The 20,878-nt window shown below is 71.6% G+C and carries 18 protein-coding genes; 7 read left to right on the top strand and 11 right to left on the bottom strand.

Annotated features, from left to right (window positions below):
* Nucleotide 1: 1 nt before the first annotated feature.
* Nucleotides 2-1,282 (bottom strand): phosphopyruvate hydratase, encoded by a 1,281-nt coding sequence (eno, locus tag EXU32_RS02165; protein WP_130628417.1) that lies wholly within the window; start codon nt 1,280-1,282, stop codon nt 2-4.
* A gap of 138 nt (nt 1,283-1,420) precedes the next feature.
* Nucleotides 1,421-2,542: a GNAT family N-acetyltransferase gene (locus EXU32_RS17630; protein ID WP_130628416.1), complete on the bottom strand. Its 1,122-nt coding sequence runs from the start codon at nt 2,540-2,542 to the stop codon at nt 1,421-1,423.
* A 164-nt stretch (nt 2,543-2,706) separates the two neighbouring features.
* Here EXU32_RS17630 and EXU32_RS02155 point away from each other — a divergent pair, with 164 nt between their 5' ends.
* Nucleotides 2,707-4,086, top strand: a complete 1,380-nt coding sequence (locus EXU32_RS02155) for an IS1380 family transposase (RefSeq protein WP_130628322.1) — start codon at nt 2,707-2,709, stop codon at nt 4,084-4,086.
* A gap of 139 nt (nt 4,087-4,225) precedes the next feature.
* Here the strand turns inward: EXU32_RS02155 and EXU32_RS02150 are convergent, their stop codons facing one another.
* The 3 genes from EXU32_RS02150 to mfd all read right to left on the bottom strand — a co-directional run bounded on the left by EXU32_RS02150 (nt 4,226) and on the right by mfd (nt 9,220).
* Nucleotides 4,226-4,897 (bottom strand): MazG nucleotide pyrophosphohydrolase domain-containing protein, encoded by a 672-nt coding sequence (locus tag EXU32_RS02150; RefSeq protein WP_242612855.1) that lies wholly within the window; start codon nt 4,895-4,897, stop codon nt 4,226-4,228.
* A 95-nt stretch (nt 4,898-4,992) separates the two neighbouring features.
* On the bottom strand, nt 4,993-5,559 hold the full coding sequence (locus EXU32_RS02145; RefSeq protein ID WP_130628414.1) for a SurA N-terminal domain-containing protein: 567 nt from the start codon (nt 5,557-5,559) through the stop codon (nt 4,993-4,995).
* Between the two features lie 22 nt (nt 5,560-5,581).
* Entirely contained in the window at nt 5,582-9,220 is a 3,639-nt protein-coding gene (gene mfd, locus EXU32_RS02140) for a transcription-repair coupling factor (protein WP_130628413.1), read from the bottom strand.
* A gap of 116 nt (nt 9,221-9,336) precedes the next feature.
* On the opposite strand from mfd, the gene EXU32_RS02135 reads away from it, so the two are divergent.
* From EXU32_RS02135 to EXU32_RS17085, 4 genes are all read left to right on the top strand, one after another.
* Nucleotides 9,337-11,382, top strand: a complete 2,046-nt coding sequence (locus tag EXU32_RS02135; RefSeq protein WP_165399541.1) for a TPM domain-containing protein — start codon at nt 9,337-9,339, stop codon at nt 11,380-11,382.
* 103 nt (nt 11,383-11,485) lie between these two features.
* On the top strand, nt 11,486-12,202 hold the full coding sequence (locus EXU32_RS02130; protein ID WP_130628411.1) for a PspA/IM30 family protein: 717 nt from the start codon (nt 11,486-11,488) through the stop codon (nt 12,200-12,202).
* A 10-nt stretch (nt 12,203-12,212) separates the two neighbouring features.
* Nucleotides 12,213-12,377: a hypothetical protein gene (locus tag EXU32_RS17090; protein ID WP_165399540.1), complete on the top strand. Its 165-nt coding sequence runs from the start codon at nt 12,213-12,215 to the stop codon at nt 12,375-12,377.
* A 149-nt stretch (nt 12,378-12,526) separates the two neighbouring features.
* Nucleotides 12,527-12,688: a hypothetical protein gene (locus EXU32_RS17085; RefSeq protein WP_165399539.1), complete on the top strand. Its 162-nt coding sequence runs from the start codon at nt 12,527-12,529 to the stop codon at nt 12,686-12,688.
* Between the two features lie 24 nt (nt 12,689-12,712).
* On the opposite strand, the gene pth is transcribed toward EXU32_RS17085, so the two are convergent.
* Nucleotides 12,713-13,303, bottom strand: coding sequence for an aminoacyl-tRNA hydrolase (pth, locus tag EXU32_RS02125; RefSeq protein WP_130628410.1), 591 nt, complete (start codon nt 13,301-13,303; stop codon nt 12,713-12,715).
* Nucleotides 13,304-13,428: 125 nt separating this feature from the next.
* Here pth and EXU32_RS02120 point away from each other — a divergent pair, with 125 nt between their 5' ends.
* Nucleotides 13,429-13,842 carry a hypothetical protein gene (locus EXU32_RS02120; RefSeq protein ID WP_130628409.1) on the top strand — a complete coding sequence of 138 codons (414 nt, stop codon included), beginning with the start codon at nt 13,429-13,431 and terminating at the stop codon, nt 13,840-13,842.
* A 68-nt stretch (nt 13,843-13,910) separates the two neighbouring features.
* On the opposite strand, the gene EXU32_RS02115 is transcribed toward EXU32_RS02120, so the two are convergent.
* Both EXU32_RS02115 and EXU32_RS02110 read right to left on the bottom strand, forming a co-directional pair.
* Nucleotides 13,911-14,579, bottom strand: a complete 669-nt coding sequence (locus EXU32_RS02115) for a 50S ribosomal protein L25/general stress protein Ctc (protein ID WP_130628408.1) — start codon at nt 14,577-14,579, stop codon at nt 13,911-13,913.
* A gap of 185 nt (nt 14,580-14,764) precedes the next feature.
* Nucleotides 14,765-15,796 (bottom strand): EamA family transporter, encoded by a 1,032-nt coding sequence (locus EXU32_RS02110; RefSeq protein ID WP_130628407.1) that lies wholly within the window; start codon nt 15,794-15,796, stop codon nt 14,765-14,767.
* A gap of 73 nt (nt 15,797-15,869) precedes the next feature.
* On the opposite strand from EXU32_RS02110, the gene EXU32_RS02105 reads away from it, so the two are divergent.
* Entirely contained in the window at nt 15,870-16,427 is a 558-nt protein-coding gene (locus EXU32_RS02105; RefSeq protein ID WP_130628406.1) for a CGNR zinc finger domain-containing protein, read from the top strand.
* A gap of 213 nt (nt 16,428-16,640) precedes the next feature.
* On the opposite strand, the gene EXU32_RS02100 is transcribed toward EXU32_RS02105, so the two are convergent.
* From EXU32_RS02100 to ptsP, 3 genes are all read right to left on the bottom strand, one after another.
* Nucleotides 16,641-17,612: a ribose-phosphate diphosphokinase gene (locus EXU32_RS02100; RefSeq protein WP_130628405.1), complete on the bottom strand. Its 972-nt coding sequence runs from the start codon at nt 17,610-17,612 to the stop codon at nt 16,641-16,643.
* Nucleotides 17,609-19,036, bottom strand: coding sequence for a bifunctional UDP-N-acetylglucosamine diphosphorylase/glucosamine-1-phosphate N-acetyltransferase GlmU (gene glmU / locus EXU32_RS02095; RefSeq protein WP_431603057.1), 1,428 nt, complete (start codon nt 19,034-19,036; stop codon nt 17,609-17,611). Before glmU ends, EXU32_RS02100 begins: the two co-directional genes overlap by 4 nt.
* Before the next feature lie 152 nt (nt 19,037-19,188).
* Nucleotides 19,189-20,874: a phosphoenolpyruvate--protein phosphotransferase gene (ptsP, locus tag EXU32_RS02090; protein WP_130628403.1), complete on the bottom strand. Its 1,686-nt coding sequence runs from the start codon at nt 20,872-20,874 to the stop codon at nt 19,189-19,191.
* Nucleotides 20,875-20,878 lie beyond the last annotated feature (4 nt).

Below are 20,878 nucleotides of genomic sequence, written 5' to 3'. Positions count from 1 at the left end.
ATCAGCCCTTGAAGCGCGGGAAGGCGCCCGCGCCGGCGTAGATCGCGGCGTCGTCGAGCTCCTCCTCGATGCGCAGGAGCTGGTTGTACTTGGCGACGCGCTCGGACCGGGCCGGGGCGCCGGTCTTGATCTGACCGCAGTTGGTGGCGACGGCCAGGTCGGCGATCGTCACGTCCTCGGTCTCACCGGAGCGGTGGCTCATCATCGACGCGAAGCCGCTGCGGGTCGCGAGCGCGACGGCGTCGAGCGCCTCGGTGAGCGAGCCGATCTGGTTGACCTTGACCAGCAGGGCGTTGCCGGCCTTGTCGCGGATGCCGCGGGCCAGCCGCTCGGGGTTGGTGACGAAGAGGTCGTCGCCGACGATCTGGACCTTGTCGCCGAGGCGCTCGGTCATCGTCTGCCACCCCTGCCAGTCCTCCTCGTCGAGCGGGTCCTCGATCGAGACGAGCGGGTAGGCGTCGACGAGCTCGGCGTAGTAGTCGACGAGCTCGGAGGCGCTGATCTGCTTGCCCTCGAAGGTGTAGCGACCGTCCTCGTGCAGCTCGCTCGCGGCGACGTCGAGCGCCAGCGCGATCTGCGTGCCGGGCTCGTAGCCGGCCTTGGTGATCGCGTCGAGGATCAGGTCGAGCGCCTCACGGTTGCTGCCGAGGTCGGGCGCGAAGCCACCCTCGTCACCGAGACCAGTCGACAGGCCCTTGTCCTTGAGGACCGCCTTGAGCGAGTGGTAGACCTCGGTGCCCCAGCGCAGCGCCTCGCGGAAGGAGGGCGCGCCGATCGGGGCGATCATGAACTCCTGGATGTCGACATTGGAGTCCGCGTGCGAGCCGCCGTTGAGGATGTTCATCATCGGGACCGGCAGGATGTGCGCGTTGGGTCCGCCGATGTAGCGGAAGAGCGGCAGCCCGGCGGACTCGGCAGCGGCCTTGGCCACCGCGAGCGAGACGCCGAGGATCGCGTTGGCGCCGATCTCGCTCTTGTTGTCCGTGCCGTCGATGGCGAGCATCTCACCGTCGATGAGGCGCTGCTCGCTGGCGTCGAAGCCCACGAGGCGCGGGGTGAGGTCGTCCTCGACCGCGCGGACCGCGTCCTCGACACCCTTGCCGAGGTACCGGTCCTTGTCGCCGTCGCGACGCTCGACCGCCTCGAAGGCCCCCGTGGACGCGCCGCTCGGGACCGCCGCACGAGCGATGGTGCCGTCGTCGAGGGCGACCTCGACCTCGACGGTCGGGTTGCCGCGCGAGTCGAGGATCTCGCGCGCGCCTACTGCTTCGATGCTGGCCACTACCGGCTCCTTGGTGGTGCTCGATCAACACGGGGAAGGACGTGTCCGAGCGTAACCGCTCCCCGGGGGCTGGTCGCGGTCCGACCCACCCCACGCGGCCCGCGTCACACGCTGCGCTGCTCCCGCGGCGAGCGGAGGTCAGCCCACCGCGAGCAGGTCGGCCAGGCGGCGCTGCTGGACCCCGTCGACGAAGTTGCCCTCCGCCAACCACGCGTCGTGCGCGGCCCGGATGCGCGGCCAGTCGTCGTCGGTCATCGCGAACCACGCGGTGTCGCGGGACCTCCCCTTCGTCACGCGGTGCCGGCGGAAGGTGCCCTCGTAGGCGAACCCGAGCCGCTCGGCCGCGCGTCGGGAGGGCGCGTTGAGCGCGTCGCACTTCCACTCGTAGCGGCGGTAGCCGAGGTCGAAGACGTGCCGCGCGAGCAGCGCCATCGCCTCGGTCGCGGCGGTGGTGCGCCGGAGGCGGGGGCCGAGCAGGACGTTGCCGATCTCGACGCCGCCGTGGGCGTGGTCGATCCGCATGAGGGCCACCAGCCCGCACGCCACGCCATCGGCGTCGCGGATGACGACCTCGACCGAGTCATCGGTCAGCCTCCCGGCGACGTACCGGGCGAAGGGGGCCGCCTCGGTGATCGGGTCCTCCCCCAGATAGGTCCAGAGGGAGGGGTCGATGGCGCCCAGCTCGACGAAGAGCTCGTCGGTGTGGCCGGTGGCCAGGGGCTCGAGGGAGCAGTACGCGCCGGTGATCGCCTCGAGCTCGGGTCGGGGCGGCGGGGTCCAGGCGGGCAGGTCGGGGCCCACGGGCTGGTCGAGGTCGTTGCGGACGACCTCCGCCCGCGAGTCCGGCGGCAGGACGGACTCCCCGATGGGCCCGGGGTTGACCGCGATCTCCCAGCGGAACCCGGCCGGGTCGGCGAAGTAGCCGGTGTACCCACCCCAGTCACGCGGCTGCGCCTCACCCACGTCCGAGGAGCCCGCCGCACTCGCCAGGGCGAGGATCTCGTCCACCTCTCGCGACGTGGCGACGTTGTGCGCCAACGTGATCGGCACGATCCCGGCCCCGCGTCGGACTGGACCGACCTCCCCTTCGAAGCCGTCGGTCGTCCACAGGCTGAGGACCTGCTGCTCCCCCACCCGGATCATCACGACCTCACCGGGCACCTCGAGCGCCACCGGCCACCCCAGCCCGGCCACGTAGAAGCGGCGCGCGGCGTCGAGGTCGTCCACGACGAGGGTGACGAAGCTGATCCGGGGGTCCATGCCCCCGACCCTATGAAGGGGTGGGCCTCAGCCCGGATCCACCGATGAGGTGTCGATGACGTAGGCAGTTGTGCGGGTCGGAACATGCGAATGCCCCTGCGAGCGAGGAGAATTGGGACTTACGACAGTTCCAGTTCACCAAGCAAAGAAGGGGCATCCGGTAGATGCAATCCTCTCACAACCTCACCGCCGTTTTCGATGACCCGAACCTGGTCTCCTGCGCCGGGCTGGCCCCGACCATGGCGCTGGCCCAGCGCGCCGGCCTGGCCCGGCTGGTCACCAAGCACCTGACACTCGAGGGGGACGGCAGCGCCAACGCGCACCTGAAGATCCCCGCCCTGGTCGCGGGGATGGTCGCCGGCGCGGACTCCATCGATGACATGGACCTGCTGCGCCACGGCGGGATGGACCGCCTGTTCACCGGGGTACGCGCTCCCTCCACGCTGGGCACGTTCTTGCGCACCTTCACCTTCGGGCACGTGCGGCAGCTGGACGCGATCGCCTCCCGGTTCCTGACCGGCCTGACCAAACAGTCTCCGGTCCTGCCCGGCGCGCACCGAATCGCCTACCTGGACGTCGACGACACGATCAAGGCCACCCACGGCTACGCCAAGCAAGGCGTCGGCTACGGCTACAACCACGTCAAGGGCGTCAACGCGTTGATCGCCACCCTGTCCACCCCGCTGGCCGCGCCGGTCATCGTGGGCACCCGACTGCGCAAGGGCAACACCAACTCCGCCCGCGGCGCGGGCAAGTTCGTCGCCGACGCACTGGCCACCAGCCGCGCCGCCGGCGCGACCGGCGAGCTGATCGTGCGCGCCGACTCCGCCTATTACGGCCACGACGTGGCCGCCGCCGCCCACCGGTCCGGTGCCAGGTTCTCCGTCACCGCCCGGATGAACACAGCTGTCACAGCGGCGATCTCGACCATCAGCGAGGAATCGTGGGTCCCGATCCGCTACCCCAACGCGATCTGGGACGAGGACGAACAGCGTCTGGTTTCTGACGCCGAGGTCGCCGAGATTCCCTTCACCGCGTTCACCTCCCGCCGCAAGAGTGAGCACATCACCGCCCGGCTGATCGTGCGCCGCGTCAAGCGCCTCAACCCCACCAGCGTGCCCGCCGGGCAAGGCGAGCTGTTCCCCACCTACCGCCACCACGGCGTGTTCACCGACACCCCGCTGCCCATGCTCGACGCGGAGGTCGCGCACCGCGCCCACGCCATCATCGAGCAGGTCCACGCCGACCTGCGCTCCGGTCCCCTGGCCCACGCACCCTCTGGCTCGTTCGCGGCGAACAGTGCCTGGCTGGTGCTGGCCGCGATCGCGTTCAACCTCACCCGCGCCGCCGGGGCCCTGGCCTCCCTCTTCCACGCCAAGGCCACCACCGCCACCATCCGCGACCAACTGATCAGCGTCCCGGCCCGGCTGGCCCGCTCCGCCCGCCGCCTGCGCCTGCATCTGCCCGAGGGCTGGCCCTGGCAGTACGCCTGGGAAGTCCTGTTCGCCGCCACCTGCGCACCACCAGGCACCGCGAGGAACTGACCACCAGCCCCGCCGGGGCACGACCAAGGACCTGCAGTGGAAGAGCCGGACAGACCGGCGACTACCTCACGCCCTCACACGCGACCACCCGAAAATCGTGAATCACGCCGTCACGAGAACCCGGACGGTGGATCCGGGCTCAGCGGTCGTCGGCGCGCGCGGCCTTTTCCTGCAGCTTGATCGCCTGCCACTGCGCCTCGATCTCCTCGAGGGTCTCGGCCTGCGCGTCGGCGAAGACGTGGGGGTTGCGGCGCACCAGCTTGTCGACGAGCGCCGCGGCGACGTCGTCGACGGTGAAGGGAGCCCCGACGTGGTCGGCGGCGACCCGGGCGTGGAAGAGCACCTGGAAGAGCAGGTCGCCGAGCTCGTCGGTCAGGTCTGCGCGCAGCCGGACGTCGTCGGGGTCGGCGATGACGGCCTCGAGCGCCTCGGTCACCTCGTGCGCCTCCTCCATGACGAAGGGGGCCAGGCTCGCGTGGTCCTGCGCCGCGACCCAGGCGCACCCGCCCGGTGAGCGCAGCCGGTCCATCACGGCGACGGCGTCCAGCAGCCGACCACCCTCGACGTCCCAGGAGCCGACGAGCACCTCGACCTCCGGCGCGTCCTCGAGGCGGGAGATCTCGGCCGCGATCGCGTCGCTGAGCCCGGGGTCGCCGTCGGGTGAGCCCGCCCAGAGCACGACGCTCCCGCGCGCGGCGGCCACGAGCTCACGCGCCCGCTCCCGTGCGGTGGTCGACGCGATGACCTCGACGCCCACGCCGTCGTCGACGAGCGCGAGCGGGAGGGCGTCGCCGCCGTCAGCGGCCAGCACCCGATCGGCGCTCTCGAGCGAGCGCCACGCATCCCGGCTCAGCAGGCCCGGCGAGACGCGAGGACTGGTCGCCAGCAGGACGAGCCGACCGGAGCTCAGGGCGCCTCCACGGGTGCCTGCTGCTGCTCGACCGGCTGCTCGAGCCAGTCGGGGGTCTGGCCGGTCGCGGCCGCGTACCGCGGGCTGATCGTGACCGTCTGCTTGTCCAGGTGGGCGAGGAGCTGCTTGCGCGTCTTGTCGTCGAGCTGGCTGCTGAGCGCGTTGGCCCGCAGGAAGTCGACGGTCTCCTCGGAGGGCGCCGGCAGGACCTTGGCCACGCTCTGGCGCACCGACGCTGCGGACGGGACCGGCATGTCCTGCTCCTCGGCGAAGTCCAGGACGGCGGGCGCCTGCACGAGCAGGGTGACGACGCTGCTCGCTTCCAGCTGCTGCGGCTGCTGCCCCGAGCTGGCGGCCTGCGCCTCGAGGAAGGTGCGCAGCTCACGTGTCGTGCGCTGCACGTCGCCGACGGTGATGTCCTGACCCGCGACGGCGGCGGCGACCGCGTCGCTGCCCTCGGCGGGCGCACCGTCGGAGCCGCCGCAGGCGCTCAGGGCGAGGGCGGCCACGGCCGCGAGGGCGGCCGCTCGAGCGGGGCGACCGATGGGGTGTCGACCGAGCACTGGTGGGTCCTTTCGTCGATCCTCAGCGCGAGCGCGAGGTGTCTCGGGGCGCCGTCGCCCCTGTGTCCACGATGACATCATCGAGCATGACCTGACGGATCAGGTCAGTGGCCCACGAGAGCACCGCCGTGTCCCGCAGGGGCGAGCCCCCGATGCGCGCCGTCATGGGCTTGGGGACGAGCACCGTGCCGGTGCCCTCCTTGTAGCTCGACCTGGGGTAGAGCCGCGACAGCCGCAGCTGCTTGCTCTCGCGCAGCTGGGCCGGGGCGAAGCGCACGTTGTTGCCCTGTGCGACCACGTCGGTCAGGCCGGCAGAGCGCACGACGATGCGCAGGCGCGCGACCTCGACGAGGTTGCGCACAGGCTCCGGCGGCTCGCCGTAGCGGTCGGTGAGCTCCTCGATGACCTCGTCCAGGTCCGCCTCGGTCTCCGCCGACGCCAGCTTCCGGTAGGCCTCGAGTCGCAGCCGCTCCCCCGGGATGTACTCGTGCGGCAGGTGTGCGTCCACGGGCAGCTCGATCTTGACCTCGGCGGGCGCGGTCTCCCCTTCGCCCTTGAAGTCGGCCACCGCCTCCCCGACCATCCGCACGTAGAGGTCGAAGCCGACCCCGGCGATGTGCCCGGACTGCTCGCCACCGAGGAGGTTGCCGGCGCCGCGGATCTCGAGGTCCTTCATCGCGACCTGCATGCCGGACCCGAGGTCGGTGTTGCTCGCGATGGTCTGGAGCCGGTCGTGGGCGGTCTCGGTGAGCGGCTTGTCGGGCGGGTAGAGGAAGTAGGCGTAGGCGCGCTCCCGGCCGCGGCCGACCCGGCCGCGCAGCTGGTGCAGCTGGCTCAGGCCGAAGCGGTCGGCCCGGTCGAGGATCAGCGTGTTGGCGTTGGAGATGTCCAGGCCGGTCTCGACGATCGTCGTGCAGACCAGGACGTCGAAGCGGAGCTCCCAGAAGTCGAGGACGACCTGCTCGAGCCGGTGCTCGCCCATCTTGCCGTGGGCGATCTCGACCCGGGCGTCCGGCACGAGCTCTCGGATGCGGGCGGCGGTCCGGTCGATGCTGCTGACGTTGTTGTGGACGAAGAAGACCTGCCCCTCGCGCATCAGCTCGCGGTGGATCGCGGCCGCGACCTGCTTCTCCTCGTACCCACCGACGAAGGTGAGCACGGGGTGCCGCTCCTCGGGAGGCGTTGCGAGAGTGGACATCTCGCGGATACCGGTGACGGCCATCTCCAGGGTGCGCGGGATGGGCGTGGCCGACATGGCGAGCACGTCGACATTGGTGCGCATCGCCTTGAGCTGCTCCTTGTGCTCGACGCCGAAGCGCTGCTCCTCGTCGATGATGACCAGGCCGAGGTCCTTGAACTTCACCTCGTTGCCGAGGATCCGATGGGTGCCGATGACCAGGTCGACGGCACCGGAGGCCATCCCCTCGAGCACGTCCTTGGCCTGCTTGTCGGTCTGGAACCGGCTGAGTGCCTTGACCGTGACCGGGAAGCCGGCGTAGCGCTCGGAGAAGGTGTTGAGGTGCTGCTGGACGAGCAGGGTCGTCGGCACCAGGACCGCCACCTGCTTGCCGTCCTGGATCGCCTTGAAGGCGGCCCGGACGGCGATCTCGGTCTTGCCGTAGCCGACGTCGCCGCAGATGAGGCGGTCCATCGGGACCGTCTTCTCCATGTCGGCCTTGACCTCGTCGATCGTGCCGAGCTGGTCGGGCGTCTCGACGTGGGCGAAGGCGTCCTCGAGCTCGCGCTGCCACGGCGTGTCGGGGCCGAAGGCATGCCCCGGCGTCGCCATCCGTGCGCTGTAGAGACGGATCAGCTCGGCAGCGATCTGCTTGACGTGCCGCTGGGCCCGCGACTTGGTCTTGTGCCAGTCGCCCCCGCCCATCTTGTTGAGCGGCGGCGCGTCCCCGCCGACGTAGCGGGTGACCTGGTCGAGCTGGTCGGTCGGGACGAAGAGCCGGTCACCGGGGTGCCCGCGACGCGAGGGCGCGTACTCGATGACGAGGTACTCGCGGGTCGCGCCCTGGACGGTCCGCTGGATCATCTCGACGAAGGACCCGACACCGTGCTGCTCGTGGACGACGTGGTCGCCCGGGCGCAGCTGGAGCGGGTCGACCTGCTTTCGGCGACGCGACGGCATCCGTCGCATGTCGCGCGTCGTGGCTCCCGTGCCGCTGGAGCCGAGCAGGTCGGCCTCCGTGATGACGGCCAGGCGCTGCTCCTCGGCGACGAAGCCGGTACCGAGGCTGGCCCGCACCAGCGTCACGACCCCGTCGGAGAGCTCCACCTGGTCGTCGGGTCCGGTCGTGCGGGTGGCGACGTCGGCCTCGCCGAGGACCTCGGCGACGCGCGCGACGAGGCCGGCGCCGTCGGTGGCCACGAGCACGCGCCACCCCGCGCCGCTCCACTCGGCGAGCTGGGCGACGGCCGACTCGGTGTTGCCCCGGAAGTGCGGCGGCTCCTGCGCCGGCACGCGCAGCCCGACGTTGTCGTGGTCGACGCGGTCGTCCATGTCGGCCGCGATCGCGGCCAGCTCGTCGTCGACGGCGAAGGGGGTGACCGTCCACCACGGCAGGTCGAGGTCGAGCGCGTGCTCGCGGGCCTGCGCCAGGGTCCAGTGGGACGCGGTCCCGAGGACGCCCTCGAGGTCGACCGGGACGGCATTGCCGGCCGCGGCATTGGCCCAGCTCGCCTGGAGGAACTCCTCGCTCGTCGAGACGAGGTCGTGGGCGCGAGCGCGGACCCGCTCCGGGTCGAGGAGGACGACGCCCGCTCCCTTCGGCAGCACGTCGAGGATCGACTCCATGCCGTCGACGAGGACCGGGCCGAGGGACTCCATGCCCTCGACGGCGATGCCCTCGGCGACCTTGAGCAGCATGTCGGCGACCCCGGGCAGCTCCTGCGCGACGGTCGCGGCCCGCTCGCGCACCGCGTCGGTCAGGAGGATCTCGCGGCACGGCGGCGCCCACAGCTCCTGCGCCGTCTCGGAGCTGCGCTGGTCGGCCACCTTGAAGCATCGGATCTCGTCGACGGTGTCGCCGAAGAACTCGACGCGGACCGGGGACTCGTCGGTGGGCGGGAAGACGTCGAGGATGCCGCCGCGCACGGCGAACTCACCGCGCCGCTCGACGAGGTCGGTGCGCACATAGGCAGCGGCGGCGAGTGCCGCGGTGACCTCGGGCAGTGCCCGCTCGTCCCCGACCCGCAGGCGCACCGGCTCGAGGTCGGCCAGGCCCTTGGCGATCGGCTGGAGGACCGCGCGGACGGAGGCGATGACATAGCCGGGTCGCCCGTGCCCCTCACCCGTGGCGTCGGGGTGACGCAGCCGGCGCAGCACGGCCAGCCGGCGACCGACCGTGTCGCTGCGGGGGCTCAGCCGCTCGTGCGGCAGGGTCTCCCAGCTGGGGAAGGTCGCGACGAGGTCCGGCCCGACGAGCTCCGTGAGCGCGGCGGCCATGTCGTCGGCCTCGCGGGCGGTCGAGGTGATCACCAGGCGCGGCGCGTCAGAGGGGACGTCGCCGCCGATGAGGGCGACGGTCGGCGCTCGCAGCCCGGTCGGGGCGACGATGTCCACCTGATCGCTCGAGGCGCGGTGTCGGGGGATGTCCGCGAGTCCGGGCAGGCCGGCGATCGCGCTCATGAGCGGGGCGAGTGAGGAAGTCATTCTTCTCCCGATTCTGCCGCATCCCACCGACAGCCCTGCCACGGCAGGCCTGCGTGTGGCAACGTACGACTCAGTACCGCCACCCGCGGCGGGAGCGACACGGACCAGGGGGCCACGTGACAGGGACCAGTCGGACGCACCGGGCAGCGAGCCTGCTCGCAGCCCTCGTAGCGGTCTTCGCCGTCCTGTGGGCGGCCGCCCCCGCCACGGCGCTCCCGGCCGACGCCCCCTTCAGCGTCTCCGGTGACATCACCGACCGCGCGGGCGTCCTCGGGGACACCAGCGTGCTCCAGTCCGAGATCGACGGTCTGCGCACGGACGCCGACCTGCAGCTCTTCGTCGTCTACGTCGACTCCTTCGACGGGCAGTCGGGGGCCGAGTGGACCCAGCAGACCTTCGAGACGTCCGGCATGGGTGGCAACGACGTGCTGCTCGCGGTGGCGGTCCAGGACCGCTCCTATGGCATGTGGACCACGGCCGACTCCGGGCTCGGCAGGGCCGACGTGACGAGGGTCCAGTCCCGCGACGTCGAGCCGGCACTCGGCGACGACGACTGGGCCGGCGCGGTCTCGGCCGCCGTCACCGGCCTGCAGCGGCAGGTCGACGACCCCGCCAGCGACAGCAGCAACGACGGCAGCAGCGGTGGCAGCAGCGGTGGCGGGATCTTCTCCTTCTTCTCCCCCTTCTCGCTCTTCTTCATCGCGGTCTTCATCCTCCCGATCATCGGCCGGGTCATCAGGTCCATCACCCGTCGACAGACGTCCGCCCAGACGCCGCCCCCGATCGACCAGCCGGCTCCCGTCATGTCGAGCAAGAGCACCGACCAGCTGCGCCAGGAGGTCGCGACCGCCCTCGTCGACCTCGACAACGCGATCCGCTCCTCGACGCAGGAGCTCTCCTTCGCCCAGGCACAGTTCGGCGAGCAGGCCACCCTGCAGTTCACGGCCGCGCTCGAGGAGGCTCGCGGTCGCGCCGCCGACGCCTTCCGGATCCAGCAGGAGCTCGACATCGCCCGCGGCGCCGGCCGGCTCGACGAGCCCGAGGAGCGGGCCCGGCTCGCCCAGGTCCTCGACCTGACCAGCGCCGCCGACGCCGAGCTGGACGCCCAGGAGGCGGAGTTCACCCAGCTGCGCGACCTCGAGGCCAATGTCCCCCAGTTCCTCGCGTCCTTGCGCACCCGCATCTCCGAGGTCGAGTCGCGCATCCCCGTCGCCACGCAGGAGCTGGCCGGCCTGTCTGCGACCCACCCCCGCGAGTCCCTGACGACCCTCAACGACCACATGCAGCAGGCACCCCGCCTCATCGAGTCGGCACGCGGCTTCGTCACCACCGGTGAGCAGCACGTCGACGCCGGGGACCGCCCTTCGGCAGTGTCCGCCGCACGGGCCGCCGAGGACGCCCTGGGCCAGGCCGACGCCCGGCTCGAGATGGTCATCTCCGCCCGAGCGGTGCTCGACGACGCCACCGCCTCGCTCGACACCGCCTTGGCCTCCATCTCCTCCGACCTCGTCGACGCCAAGCGCCTGCAGGCCAACGACCAGATGACCGTCTCCGCGGTCGGCGAGGCGCAGAAGGCGGTCGAGGTGGGCACCCGGGCCCGCTCCGGCGGCGACGTGCTCGGCGCGCTCGCCGGGCTCGAGCGCGCGGAGCACTACCTCGACACCGCCCTGGAGCGGTACCGCAAGGACGCGGACCGGACCGCTCAGCGGACCGAGAAGTTCGACCGCCGGTACGAAAACGTGCGCACGCGCATCGTCACGGTCGAGCGCCAGATCGACACCGTCCGCGGGATGGTCGGGACGCAGCCACGCACCCAGATCCGCGAGGCCTCGCGCCTGCTGGCTGCCGCGCACAGCGAGCGCACCCAGGACCTCGACAAGGCGTCGGAGCACCTCACCCAGGCCGAGGTGCTCGTCGAGCGGGTCGTCGCCTCCATCAACTCCGGCTCCGACGACTTCCACGGCTTCGGCGGTGGCATCGGTGGCGGTCGCAACAACGGCATCGACATCGGCTCCCTCGTCCTCGGCGGCATCCTCTCCGGCGGCTTCGGCGGTCGGGGTGGCGGCTGGGGCGGCTCCTCTGGCGGCTTCGGCGGCGGGGGTGGCGGCTTCGGCGGCGGTGGAGGTGGCGGAGGCGGCTTCGGTGGGGGTGGCCGCTTCTGAGCCAACTCCCTTCTGCCGTCCGACGCACTCCGAGACCTGACCCGCAGGCGAACTCATCCACACGCACCACGACCGGCGGTCCCACCGCCAGGAGGAACGCATCATGACCAAGAAGCAGACGATCATCGGCCGTGTCAGCCAGCTGGCCAAGGCCAACATCAACAGCCTCCTCGACCGCGCCGAGGACCCCGAGAAGATGCTCGACCAGCTCGTGCGGGACTACACCAACTCGATCGCCGAGGCCGAGGAGGCCGTGGCCCAGACGATCGCGCACGTGCGGATGGCCGAGGGCGACCTCAAGAGCGACCAGGACGCAGCGAGGGAGTGGGGCAACAAGGCTGCGGCCGCCGCCAAGAAGGCCGGCGAGCTCAGTGCTGCCGGGGACACCGCCGGCGCCGACAAGTTCACTAACCTCGCCAAGGTCGCGCTCGGTCGACAGATCCAGCACGAGGACGAGGCCAAGACGGCCGAGCCGGCCATCACGGCGCAGAACGCGCAGGTGGAGCAGCTCAAGGCCGGCCTGGTCTCGATGAAGACCAAGCTGGAGGACCTGAAGTCGCGCCGCTCGGCGCTCGTCGCCCGCGCCCGCAGCGCCGAGGCCCAGTCCCGCGTGCAGGAGGCCGTCGGCTCCATCGACGTCATGGACCCCACGAGCGACCTGGGTCGCTTCGAGCAGAAGATCCGCGAGCAGGAGGCCCTCGTCCAGGGTCGCGCCGAGGCGCAGTCGGCCTCCCTCGACGACCAGTTCGCCGAGCTCGAGGACCACAGCCAGGACGCCGAGATCGAGGCCCGTCTGGCAGCCCTGAAGAACCAGGGCTGAGAGCCGCACCATGTGGTGGCTGGTCGGCGGATTCGTCGTCGCCGCGTCCGGCCTTGGTGCGATCATCGGCCGGCGCGGCGGGGCCATGGACGGGTTCGACCACAACGACAAGGGCGCGCAGTTCCAACGGCAGGTCCTCGAGCGCATTCGGTTGCGCCGCAGCAGGAGGGACTGACCGACCGCTGCGCTCCCGGTTCGTCAGGCCCCCGGACAGCACCCCCTTCGCTCGGGATCAACGTCCCGGCGAAGGGGGTGTTCCCTACCGCCCGCATCTCTGGGAGGGTCGACCCATGGCGGAGACTCCGCCGAGGGGGAGGACACATCATGTGGTGGATCATCGGCGGGATCGTGCTCGTCATCGCGGGACTGGGCAGCGTCCTCGGCAGGCGCGGTGGCTCGATGTCGGCGACGGACGTCGACGGTCACGGCAGGGCCGCCGCCGAGACGATCGGCACCCGCAACGACAACGGCGGCGCCGGACTCTGACCCGCGTCGTCCCGGAGTGGTACCTCAGGGACGCGGTGCGTGCACGACCTGCTGCGCGTCCGTCAGGCCCCGCTCGATGAGCAGCTCGACGGCGTCGGCGGCATCGTCGACGAGGAAGGGCAGCTCCTTGCGCTCCGTCGACGAGAAGTCCTTGAGCACGTAGGACGCGGCGTCCATGCGGCCGGGCGGACGGCCGATGCCGATGCGCACGCGCAGGTAGTCCTTGGTCCCGAAGGAGCTGGAGATCGAGCGCAGGCCGTTGTGCCCCCCTTCGCCCCCGCCGAGCTTGAGTCGCACCTCGCCGAAGGGGATGTCCAGCTCGTCGTGCAGGACGATCGTGCGCTCGGGCGGGACCGAGAAGAAGCTCGCGAGCCCCTTGGTCGGGCCGCCCGAGAGGTTCATGTACGAGTGCGGGATCCCGATGATCGCCCGCGTGCCGGGCGGCGTCCCCAGCCGGACGGACTCGGCGCTGGCGCCGGCCTTGTGGGTCCGCAGGAGCGCTCCGGCTCGCTCGGCGAGGTGGTCGATGACCATCGCGCCCACGTTGTGCCGGTTGCCGGCGTACTGCGGACCGGGATTGCCGAGGCCGACCACGAGCCAGGTGTCATCACTCACGGGGCCCCACTCTAGGCAATGACGAAGGGAGGTCCCTCCCCCTCCCGTGGCCGCGGTCCACAGATGTCCACAGCCGACCGCTGCCCGCTCTGCGAGATGATCGTCCGCGTGGCAATGTTCAGAGCATGGCTCTTGGCTCGCACCTTCGTCCCAGCCCGCCCACTCGAGACGAGTTCGACATCCGGGCTCGCAACGCGCGCATGCTCATGGCCACCATCGGTCGCCGCCTCGACAACGTGCACACCCACCCCCACAACGACCTGACGCCGGACGACATCGAGGCTCTGCGCCAGCGACTCGCTCAGGCCCGGGCCGGGCTGGATCGCGCGGAACAGCTGGTGGAGTCGAGCCCGTCGCAGGCGGCCCTGCTGCTCGACGAGGTGACTGAGGTGGCCGACGGCATCGGGGACAGGGCCCTCATCCGCACGCCGACACCCGGGCCGACCAGCCCGGGTCTCCTGGACAACCGTGATGGGCGGACACCGATCCTCGACGCCATCCTCTGGCTCATCGACGGAGGGTTCTTCCGCCGACGCTGACACGAGCCAACCGACGAAGGGCGGGACCCCCGTGAGGAGGTCCCGCCCTTCGTCGTGGTGCAGGTGGGTCACTCCTTGTCGGAGGACTCCTCGTCACCCTCGGGGGCCTCGGCGGCCTCCTCCTCGGGTGCGTCGTGCTCGATGCCGGCCTCGGCCTCGGCGTCGGCGAGCTCGGCCTCGAGCTCGTCGGCGGAGATCTGCTGGGTGATGTTGACGACGAGCAGCTCCGGGTCGGAGACGAGCGTCGCGCCGGCAGGCATCTCGACGTCGCTGGCGTGGATCATGGTGCCGATCGCGAGGCCCTCGACGGAGACGATGAGGTTGTCGGGCAGGTTGGTGACGTCGGCCTCGATCTCGAGGGTCTGGGCGTCGACCGTGACGACGGTCTCGGGGGCGGCCTCACCCTCGAGGTGGACGGGGACCTCGACGGTGACCTTCTCGCCACGCTTGACGATGACGAGGTCGACGTGCTCGATGACCGGCTTGATCGGGTCGCGCTGGACGTCCTTGGCCAGGGCCAGCTGGTCCGCCTCGCCCTCGACGGCGATGGTGAGCAGCGCGTTGGGGTTCTTCAGCGCCTGGAAGGTGCTGTGGAAGGGCAGCGCGAGGTGGACGGGGGCCTCGCCGTGACCGTAGAGGACGGCGGGGATCTTGTCGGCGCGACGCAGCTTGCGGGCCGCGCCCTTGCCGAACTGGGTGCGGGTCTCGGACTCGATGCGGATCTCGTCGTGGGCCATGTGGTGCTCCTTGTGCTGGTTCGGCCCGCGCAGGGAGCGGGCGATGTCTCGTGGATGCGGTGGCCTCGGCGCGGGACGCGGCGCGGACGAGATGTCGACGCGCAGGCGAACCCACGGGGCGGCACCGCGTCGATTACGGATCGCTGCGACCGTGCAGCGTCCCTCGCCGAGGCAACCCCGAGATACTAGTGGACCCGCTCCGACTCGGCAAAGCCGGTCGACGGCTCACCGTCGGCGGCGGCCAGCAGCGCGGCGTCCACGTCATCGGTGGGCAGCCCGGGACCGGGGCGCCCCCCTTCGCCCAGCTTGACCGCGACGACACCCGCGAGGACGGCCACTCCCCCGACGATCTGCACCGGTGACATCGCCTCGCCGACGATCAGCCACGCGAAGACGACGGCGAAGAGCACCTCGCTCAGCCCGACGAAGGACGCGACCGTGCCGCCGAGCAGGCGCGCCGCCGCGATCCCGGAGACGTAGGCGACCGCGCCCGCGACCAGCGCGAGCTCGATGATCGGGACCCACCAAGGGGCCGACCATCCGGCGAGGACGACGGCGGAGGTGTTGGCCGTCATCGGCAGCAGACCGAGCCCGGCGGCGAGCAGCAGGCTCACGGCACCCACGGCCAGGCCCGCGCCCGCGAAGCCGATCGGCGGGAGGGCGTCCTGATCGTCCGCGGCGACGAGGAAGAAGATCACGAGGCCGACGGCGGCGAGCAGGCCCCACAGCACGCCGACGAGGTCGAGCTGGGCGCCGGAGGCCACCTCGAGGACGAGGACGAGACCCAGCACCGCCGCGGCGACCCCGGCCATGGTGAGGGGCGAGGGCCGCCGGCCGTGCCGGGCCCAGACCCAGGCCACGATGAGCACGGGCGCGAGGTACTCCAGCAGCAGGGCCACGCCGACCGAGAGGTGGTCGACCGCCATGAAGTAGGCGAACTGGCACCCCGCGACCGCGAAGAGCCCGTACGCCACGATGCGAAGGGCGTTGCGGCGCAGCAGGTGCCACTGGCCGCGCATGGCGACGACCGTCGGGACGAGCAGCACCAGCGCCGCACCGCAGATGCGCAGCGTGACGATGGCGCCGGGGCTCCAGCCGGTCGTCAGGAGCGAGGCGCCGAAGGTGCCCGAGGAGCCGAAGGTCGCCGCGGAGAAGAGCGCGACCAGCAGGCCCAGCGCGAAGGGGGCTCGCTGCGGGGTGGAGACGGCGGCCGCCACGGCTGCTCCTTGCGTCATGAGTCACGTAACCTGTTGGTGATGACGCTAGACCTCCATCACGTCAGGAGTCAACATGGTCTTTGCCCATGACACCGAGATCGCCCTGCGCACGGCGGCAGCCTTGGTCAACACCGCCGCCGGCACGAGGGGCGACGATGCAGTGGACACCCTCTCGACGGTCGAGGAGCTCCGCGGGTTCTACGAGACCTGGGACTGGACCGGTCGCTTCGACGGTGACGCGGCGGAGCTGAAGCAGGCCCGCGCGCTGCGCCCACGCCTGCGCGCGCTGTGGCAGGTCGCCGACGACCCCGGCGCCGTCGCCGACCAGGTCAACGAGCTGCTGCGGACGGGCCACGCACTCCCCCAGATCGTCGAGCACGGCGACTACGGCTGGCACATCCACGCGACCGACGGGGACGCCCCCTTCGCCCAGCGGATGCAGGTCGAGGCGGCCATGGCGGTGGTCGACGTCATCCGGGCGGGCCAGCTCGACCGCCTGCGGATCTGCGCAGCGGACGACTGCGACGACGTGCTCGCCGACCTGTCCCGCAACCGCAGCAAGCGCTACTGCGACCGGGGCTGCGGCAACCGGCTCGCCGCCGCCGCCTATCGGTCGCGGCGGGCCGACTGAGCTTCCACTACCCGCCCCCATCCGGGCCGGCGGCAGGACACGTCGGCGCCGGCCGAAGTCCTTCGTCGTCGTCCGGGGGCGTTGTCGTTCTCGACTTCGGCTTGAGTGGCGCCAACATCTCCTGTCGCCGCCCCTTCGACAGCGCCTTCCCGGGACGCAGCGTGCCCCCCGCGCCGGCCGGCTGCGGAGGGCTCGCTACGTGCGGTGCCTCGGTCAGTTGAAGAGGCTGGTGACCGAGCCGTCCTCGAAGACCTCGCGGATCGCGCGGGAGACCAGTGGGGCGATCGACAGGATCGTCAGGTCGTCGAACTTCTGCTCGTCGAGCAGCGGGAGGGTGTCGGTGACGATGACCTCCTCGGCCGCGCAGGCGACCATGCGCTCGACGGCGGGGCCGGAGAAGATCGCGTGGGTGGCGGCGATGATCACGCCGGCGGCGCCGTCGGCCATCAGGGCGTCGGCGGCCTTGGTGATGGTCCCCGCGGTGTCGATCATGTCGTCGACGAGCACGCACCAGCGGCCCTCGACCTCACCGACCACGCGGTTGGCGACCGACTCGTTGGGGCGGTCGATGTTGCGCGTCTTGTGGATGAAGGCCAGCGGCACCCCGCCGAGGTGGCGCGACCACTGCTCGGCGACCTTGATCCGCCCGGCGTCCGGGGAGACGACGGCGAGCTTGCGGTCGCCGTACTTCTCCTTGACGTAGGTGGCCAGGATCCGACGGGCCATGAGGTGGTCGACCGGTCCGTCGAAGAACCCCTGGATCTGGTCGGTGTGCAGGTCGACCGTGATCAGGCGGTCGGCTCCCGCGGTCTTGAAAAGGTCAGCCATCAGACGCGCGGAGATCGGCTCGCGACCGCGGTGCTTCTTGTCCTGGCGGGCGTACCCGTAGAACGGGAGGACGGCGGTGATCCGCTTGGCGCTGGCCCGCTTGAGCGCGTCGACCATGAGCAGCTGCTCCATGATCGCCTCGTTGATCGGCGTGGAGTGGCTCTGCAGGACGAAGGCGTCACACCCTCGCACCGACTCCTCGTAGCGCACGTAGATCTCGCCGTTGGCGAACTCGTAGGCGCTGGAAGGCACGAGGTCGATGCCGAGCTCCGCCGCCACGGCGTCGGCCAACGCCGGGTGGGTGCGTCCGGTGAAGACCATGAGGTTCTTCTCCGGGGTCCTGTGGATGCCGCTCACTGGGGTGCCTCGCTGCTCTCGGGGGTGGGTTCGGTCGAAGGGGGCTGGGTCGCCGCCTGCGCGGCGGCGTCGGTCGACGTGCCGGCCCGGTGCGTGGCGACCCAGCCGTCGATGTTGCGCTGGCGCCCGCGGGCGATGGCCAGCTGCCCGGCGCCGACGGCGTCGGTGAGCGCCGAGCCGGCAGCCACGTAGGCACCGTCGGCGACCTCCACGGGCGCGATGAGCACGGTGTCGGAGCCGACGAAGGAGTGCTTGCCGATGACGGTCTGGTGCTTGTCGACCCCGTCGTAGTTGGCAAAGATCGTGCCGGCACCGATGTTGGCGCCCTCCCCGATCACGGCATCGCCGGCGTAGGTGAGGTGCGGGACCTTGGCCCCGTCGCCGATCTTGGCGTTCTTGGTCTCGACGAAGCCGCCGATCTTCCCCTTCGCCCCCAGCTCGGTGCCCGGCCGCAGGTAGGAGAAGGGACCGACCGTGGCACCGGCACCGATGACGGCCAGGTGGCCCTCGGCGCGCTTGACCTCGGCCCCGTCGCCGACCTCGCAGTCGGTGAGGGTGACGTCCGGGCCGATGGTCGCCTCGGCGCCGACGCTCGTGGCGCCGAGGAGCTGGGTGCCGGGCAGGACGCGCGTGTCCTGGCCGATGGTCACGTCGACGTCGATCCACGTGGTGGCCGGGTCGACGATCGTCACGCCGGCTCGCATGTGCCGCTCGCAGGTGCGTCGGTTGAGCTCCTTGCCGAGCCTGGCGAGCTGGACGCGGTCGTTGACGCCCTCGGTCTGGTCGAGGTCGGTGAGGACGTGCGCGGCCACCGTGCCGCCGGCGGCACGAGCCAGCTGGAGGACGTCGGTGAGGTACTTCTCGCCCTGGGCGTTGTCGGAGGTGACATTGGCCAGCTCACGGCGCAGCACCGCGGCGTCGAAGGCGTAGATGCCGGAGTTGATCTCGCGGATGCCCCGCTCGGCCTCGGTGGCGTCCTTGAACTCCACGATCCGCTCGACATTGCCGTCGGCGTCGCGCACGATCCGGCCGTAGGCCTGGGCGTCCGGCAGCACCGAGGTGATGACGGTGACTGCGGCGCCGGCCTCGACGTGGGCGCGGGTGAGCTCGCTGATCGTCTCCGCGGACAGCAGCGGGACGTCACCCATGGTGACGACGACCGTGCCCTGCAGGTCGGCCGGCAGGACCTCGAGACCGCACTCGACGGCCCGCCCGGTGCCCTTGATCTCGTCCTGGTCGGCGGTACGGCAGGTGAGCTGTGTCTGCGTCGAGTACTGGTCGATGAAGGCGACGACCCGGTCGCGCTGGTGACGCACGACGACGACGGTCTCGCTCGCTCCCGCACCGGCCGCGGCTCGCATCGCGTGACCCAAGAGGGGTGCACCGCCGATGGGGTGCAGGACCTTGGGGAGGGTCGACTTCATCCGGGTTCCCTCGCCCGCGGCGAGGATGATGACTGCGTCTGGACGGACGTCGTTCACGCGGTGTACTCCGAGGTCTCGGGGGTGCGGCTGGCCCTCTGGGCCGCTCACCAACTGTAGCGGCCAGGCCGTGCCGTGCTCGACCGAGGCCGGACTCAGAGCAGGTCGGTGACCTCGGCCACTGCCTCCTCGAGGCAGACGGCCCGTGCCGCCGCTGCGGTGCGCGCCCCCAGCACCGCCGTCGCGATGCGCTGGCAGTCGGTCAGCGCATGCCGGGAGAGGGCCAGCCGGACCATCGGGACCTTGCTGGGCGCCATCGACAGGCTCGAGACGCCGAGCCCGACGAGCACGAGCGCGAGGAGGGGGTCGCCGGCGGCCTCGCCGCACACTCCGACCGGTGTGCCGGTCGCGGCGCCTCCGGCGCACGTGGCGGCGACCAGGTCGAGCACTGCGGGCTGCCACGGGTCCAGCAGCTCGGACAGCGCACCCTGCATGCGGTCGGCCGCCATCGCGTACTGCGAGAGGTCGTTGGTGCCGATGCTCGCGAAGTCCATCCCGGCCAGGACGTGCCGGGAGCGAAGGGCGGCGCCCGGCACCTCGACCATCACGCCGGCCTTGGGCAGCCCGTGCTCGCGGACCCGGCGGGCAAACCAGTCGGCCTCCTCCGCCGTGGCCACCATCGGTGCCATCACGCGCACGTCCGCGCCGGTCTCCCGGGTCGCGATCGCCAGGGCCTGCAACTGGGCGTCGAGCAGGTCGGGACGCTCCGCGGACAGGCGCAGACCTCGGCGCCCGAGGGCGGGGTTCTCCTCCGGGCCGAGGTCGGCGAAGGCGAGCGGCTTGTCGGCGCCGGCGTCGAGGGTGCGCACCACGACGCGGCGGCTCCCGAAGGGCGCGAGGACCCGACGGTAGATCTCCGCCTGCTCCTCGACGGTCGGGGCTGACGAGGAGGAGAGGAAGACGAACTCGGTGCGGAAGAGCCCGACGCCCTCGACGTCCTGGGCTGCCGCTGCGACCGCATCCTCGACGTCGCCGATGTTGGCGAGCAGCGCGACCGCGTGGCCGTCACTGGTCCGCCCCGGGCCGGCGGAGCCCGACAGCGCTGCGGCCCGGCGCTCCCGACGCGCGGTGAGGTCGGCGACGAAGGCCTCGCTCGGCTCGATGGTGACGGTGCCCATGTCCCCGTCGACGGCGACGTGGGCCCCGGCGACCAGGTCGAGGGCCCGGTCGCACTGGACGACCGCGGGGATGCCTCGCTGCGCAGCGAGGATCGCCGTGTGGCTCGTGCGACCGCCGCCGCTGGTGACGATGGCCAGGACGAGCGCTCGGTCGAGGACGGCCGTCTCCGCCGGGGCGAGGTCGGCGGCGACGACGATGCTGGGCACGTCGAGGTCTGGCACTCCGGGGGCGGGAAGGCCAAGGACCGCGGCCACCGCCCTGGCACCGACGTCACGCAGGTCGGCGACGCGCTCGGCGAAGTACCCACCGAGGGCCTCGAACTGCACGACGAACTCGTCGATCGCCGCCTCGATCGCGGTGGCGGGGCCCCTCCCTTCGCGAAGGTGCTTGCCCGCGGCCTTGAGCAGGCTCTTGTCCCGGGCGATGAGCGCGGTGGCCATGAGGATCTCGCCAGCAGTGTCGTCCACCCGGCCGGCGCGCTCCTCCAGGTCTCGGGCGACCGACTCGAAGGCCGCCTTCACCTCGGTGAGCGCCAGCTCGGGATCGGCAGCGGCCGGCTCGCCCTCGGGTGCGCGGACCGGCGGGGCGACGAGCACCACCGGCCCGTAGGCGCTGCCCGGCGAGACACCGATGCCGCGACGCGTGCTGTCCTCGTCGGCCATCGGG

The sequence above is a fragment of the Janibacter limosus genome, assembly GCF_004295485.1.
Lineage (GTDB): Bacteria > Actinomycetota > Actinomycetes > Actinomycetales > Dermatophilaceae > Janibacter > Janibacter limosus_A.
Note: the sequence above shows the minus strand (reverse complement) of the source record. Positions and strands in the feature narration are given on the sequence as shown.

Coding starts and splice junctions, on each gene's coding strand:
- EXU32_RS17630 (WP_130628416.1), bottom strand. CDS start 2,542: ATGGACCCCCGGATCAGCTTCGTCACCCTCGTCGTGGACGACCTCGAC.
- EXU32_RS02155 (WP_130628322.1), top strand. CDS start 2,707: ATGCAATCCTCTCACAACCTCACCGCCGTTTTCGATGACCCGAACCTG.
- mfd (WP_130628413.1), bottom strand. CDS start 9,220: ATGACTTCCTCACTCGCCCCGCTCATGAGCGCGATCGCCGGCCTGCCC.
- EXU32_RS02130 (WP_130628411.1), top strand. CDS start 11,486: ATGACCAAGAAGCAGACGATCATCGGCCGTGTCAGCCAGCTGGCCAAG.
- EXU32_RS17090 (WP_165399540.1), top strand. CDS start 12,213: ATGTGGTGGCTGGTCGGCGGATTCGTCGTCGCCGCGTCCGGCCTTGGT.
- EXU32_RS17085 (WP_165399539.1), top strand. CDS start 12,527: ATGTGGTGGATCATCGGCGGGATCGTGCTCGTCATCGCGGGACTGGGC.
- EXU32_RS02120 (WP_130628409.1), top strand. CDS start 13,429: ATGGCTCTTGGCTCGCACCTTCGTCCCAGCCCGCCCACTCGAGACGAG.
- EXU32_RS02115 (WP_130628408.1), bottom strand. CDS start 14,579: ATGGCCCACGACGAGATCCGCATCGAGTCCGAGACCCGCACCCAGTTC.
- EXU32_RS02105 (WP_130628406.1), top strand. CDS start 15,870: ATGGTCTTTGCCCATGACACCGAGATCGCCCTGCGCACGGCGGCAGCC.
- glmU (WP_431603057.1), bottom strand. CDS start 19,036: ATGAAGTCGACCCTCCCCAAGGTCCTGCACCCCATCGGCGGTGCACCC.
- ptsP (WP_130628403.1), bottom strand. CDS start 20,874: ATGGCCGACGAGGACAGCACGCGTCGCGGCATCGGTGTCTCGCCGGGC.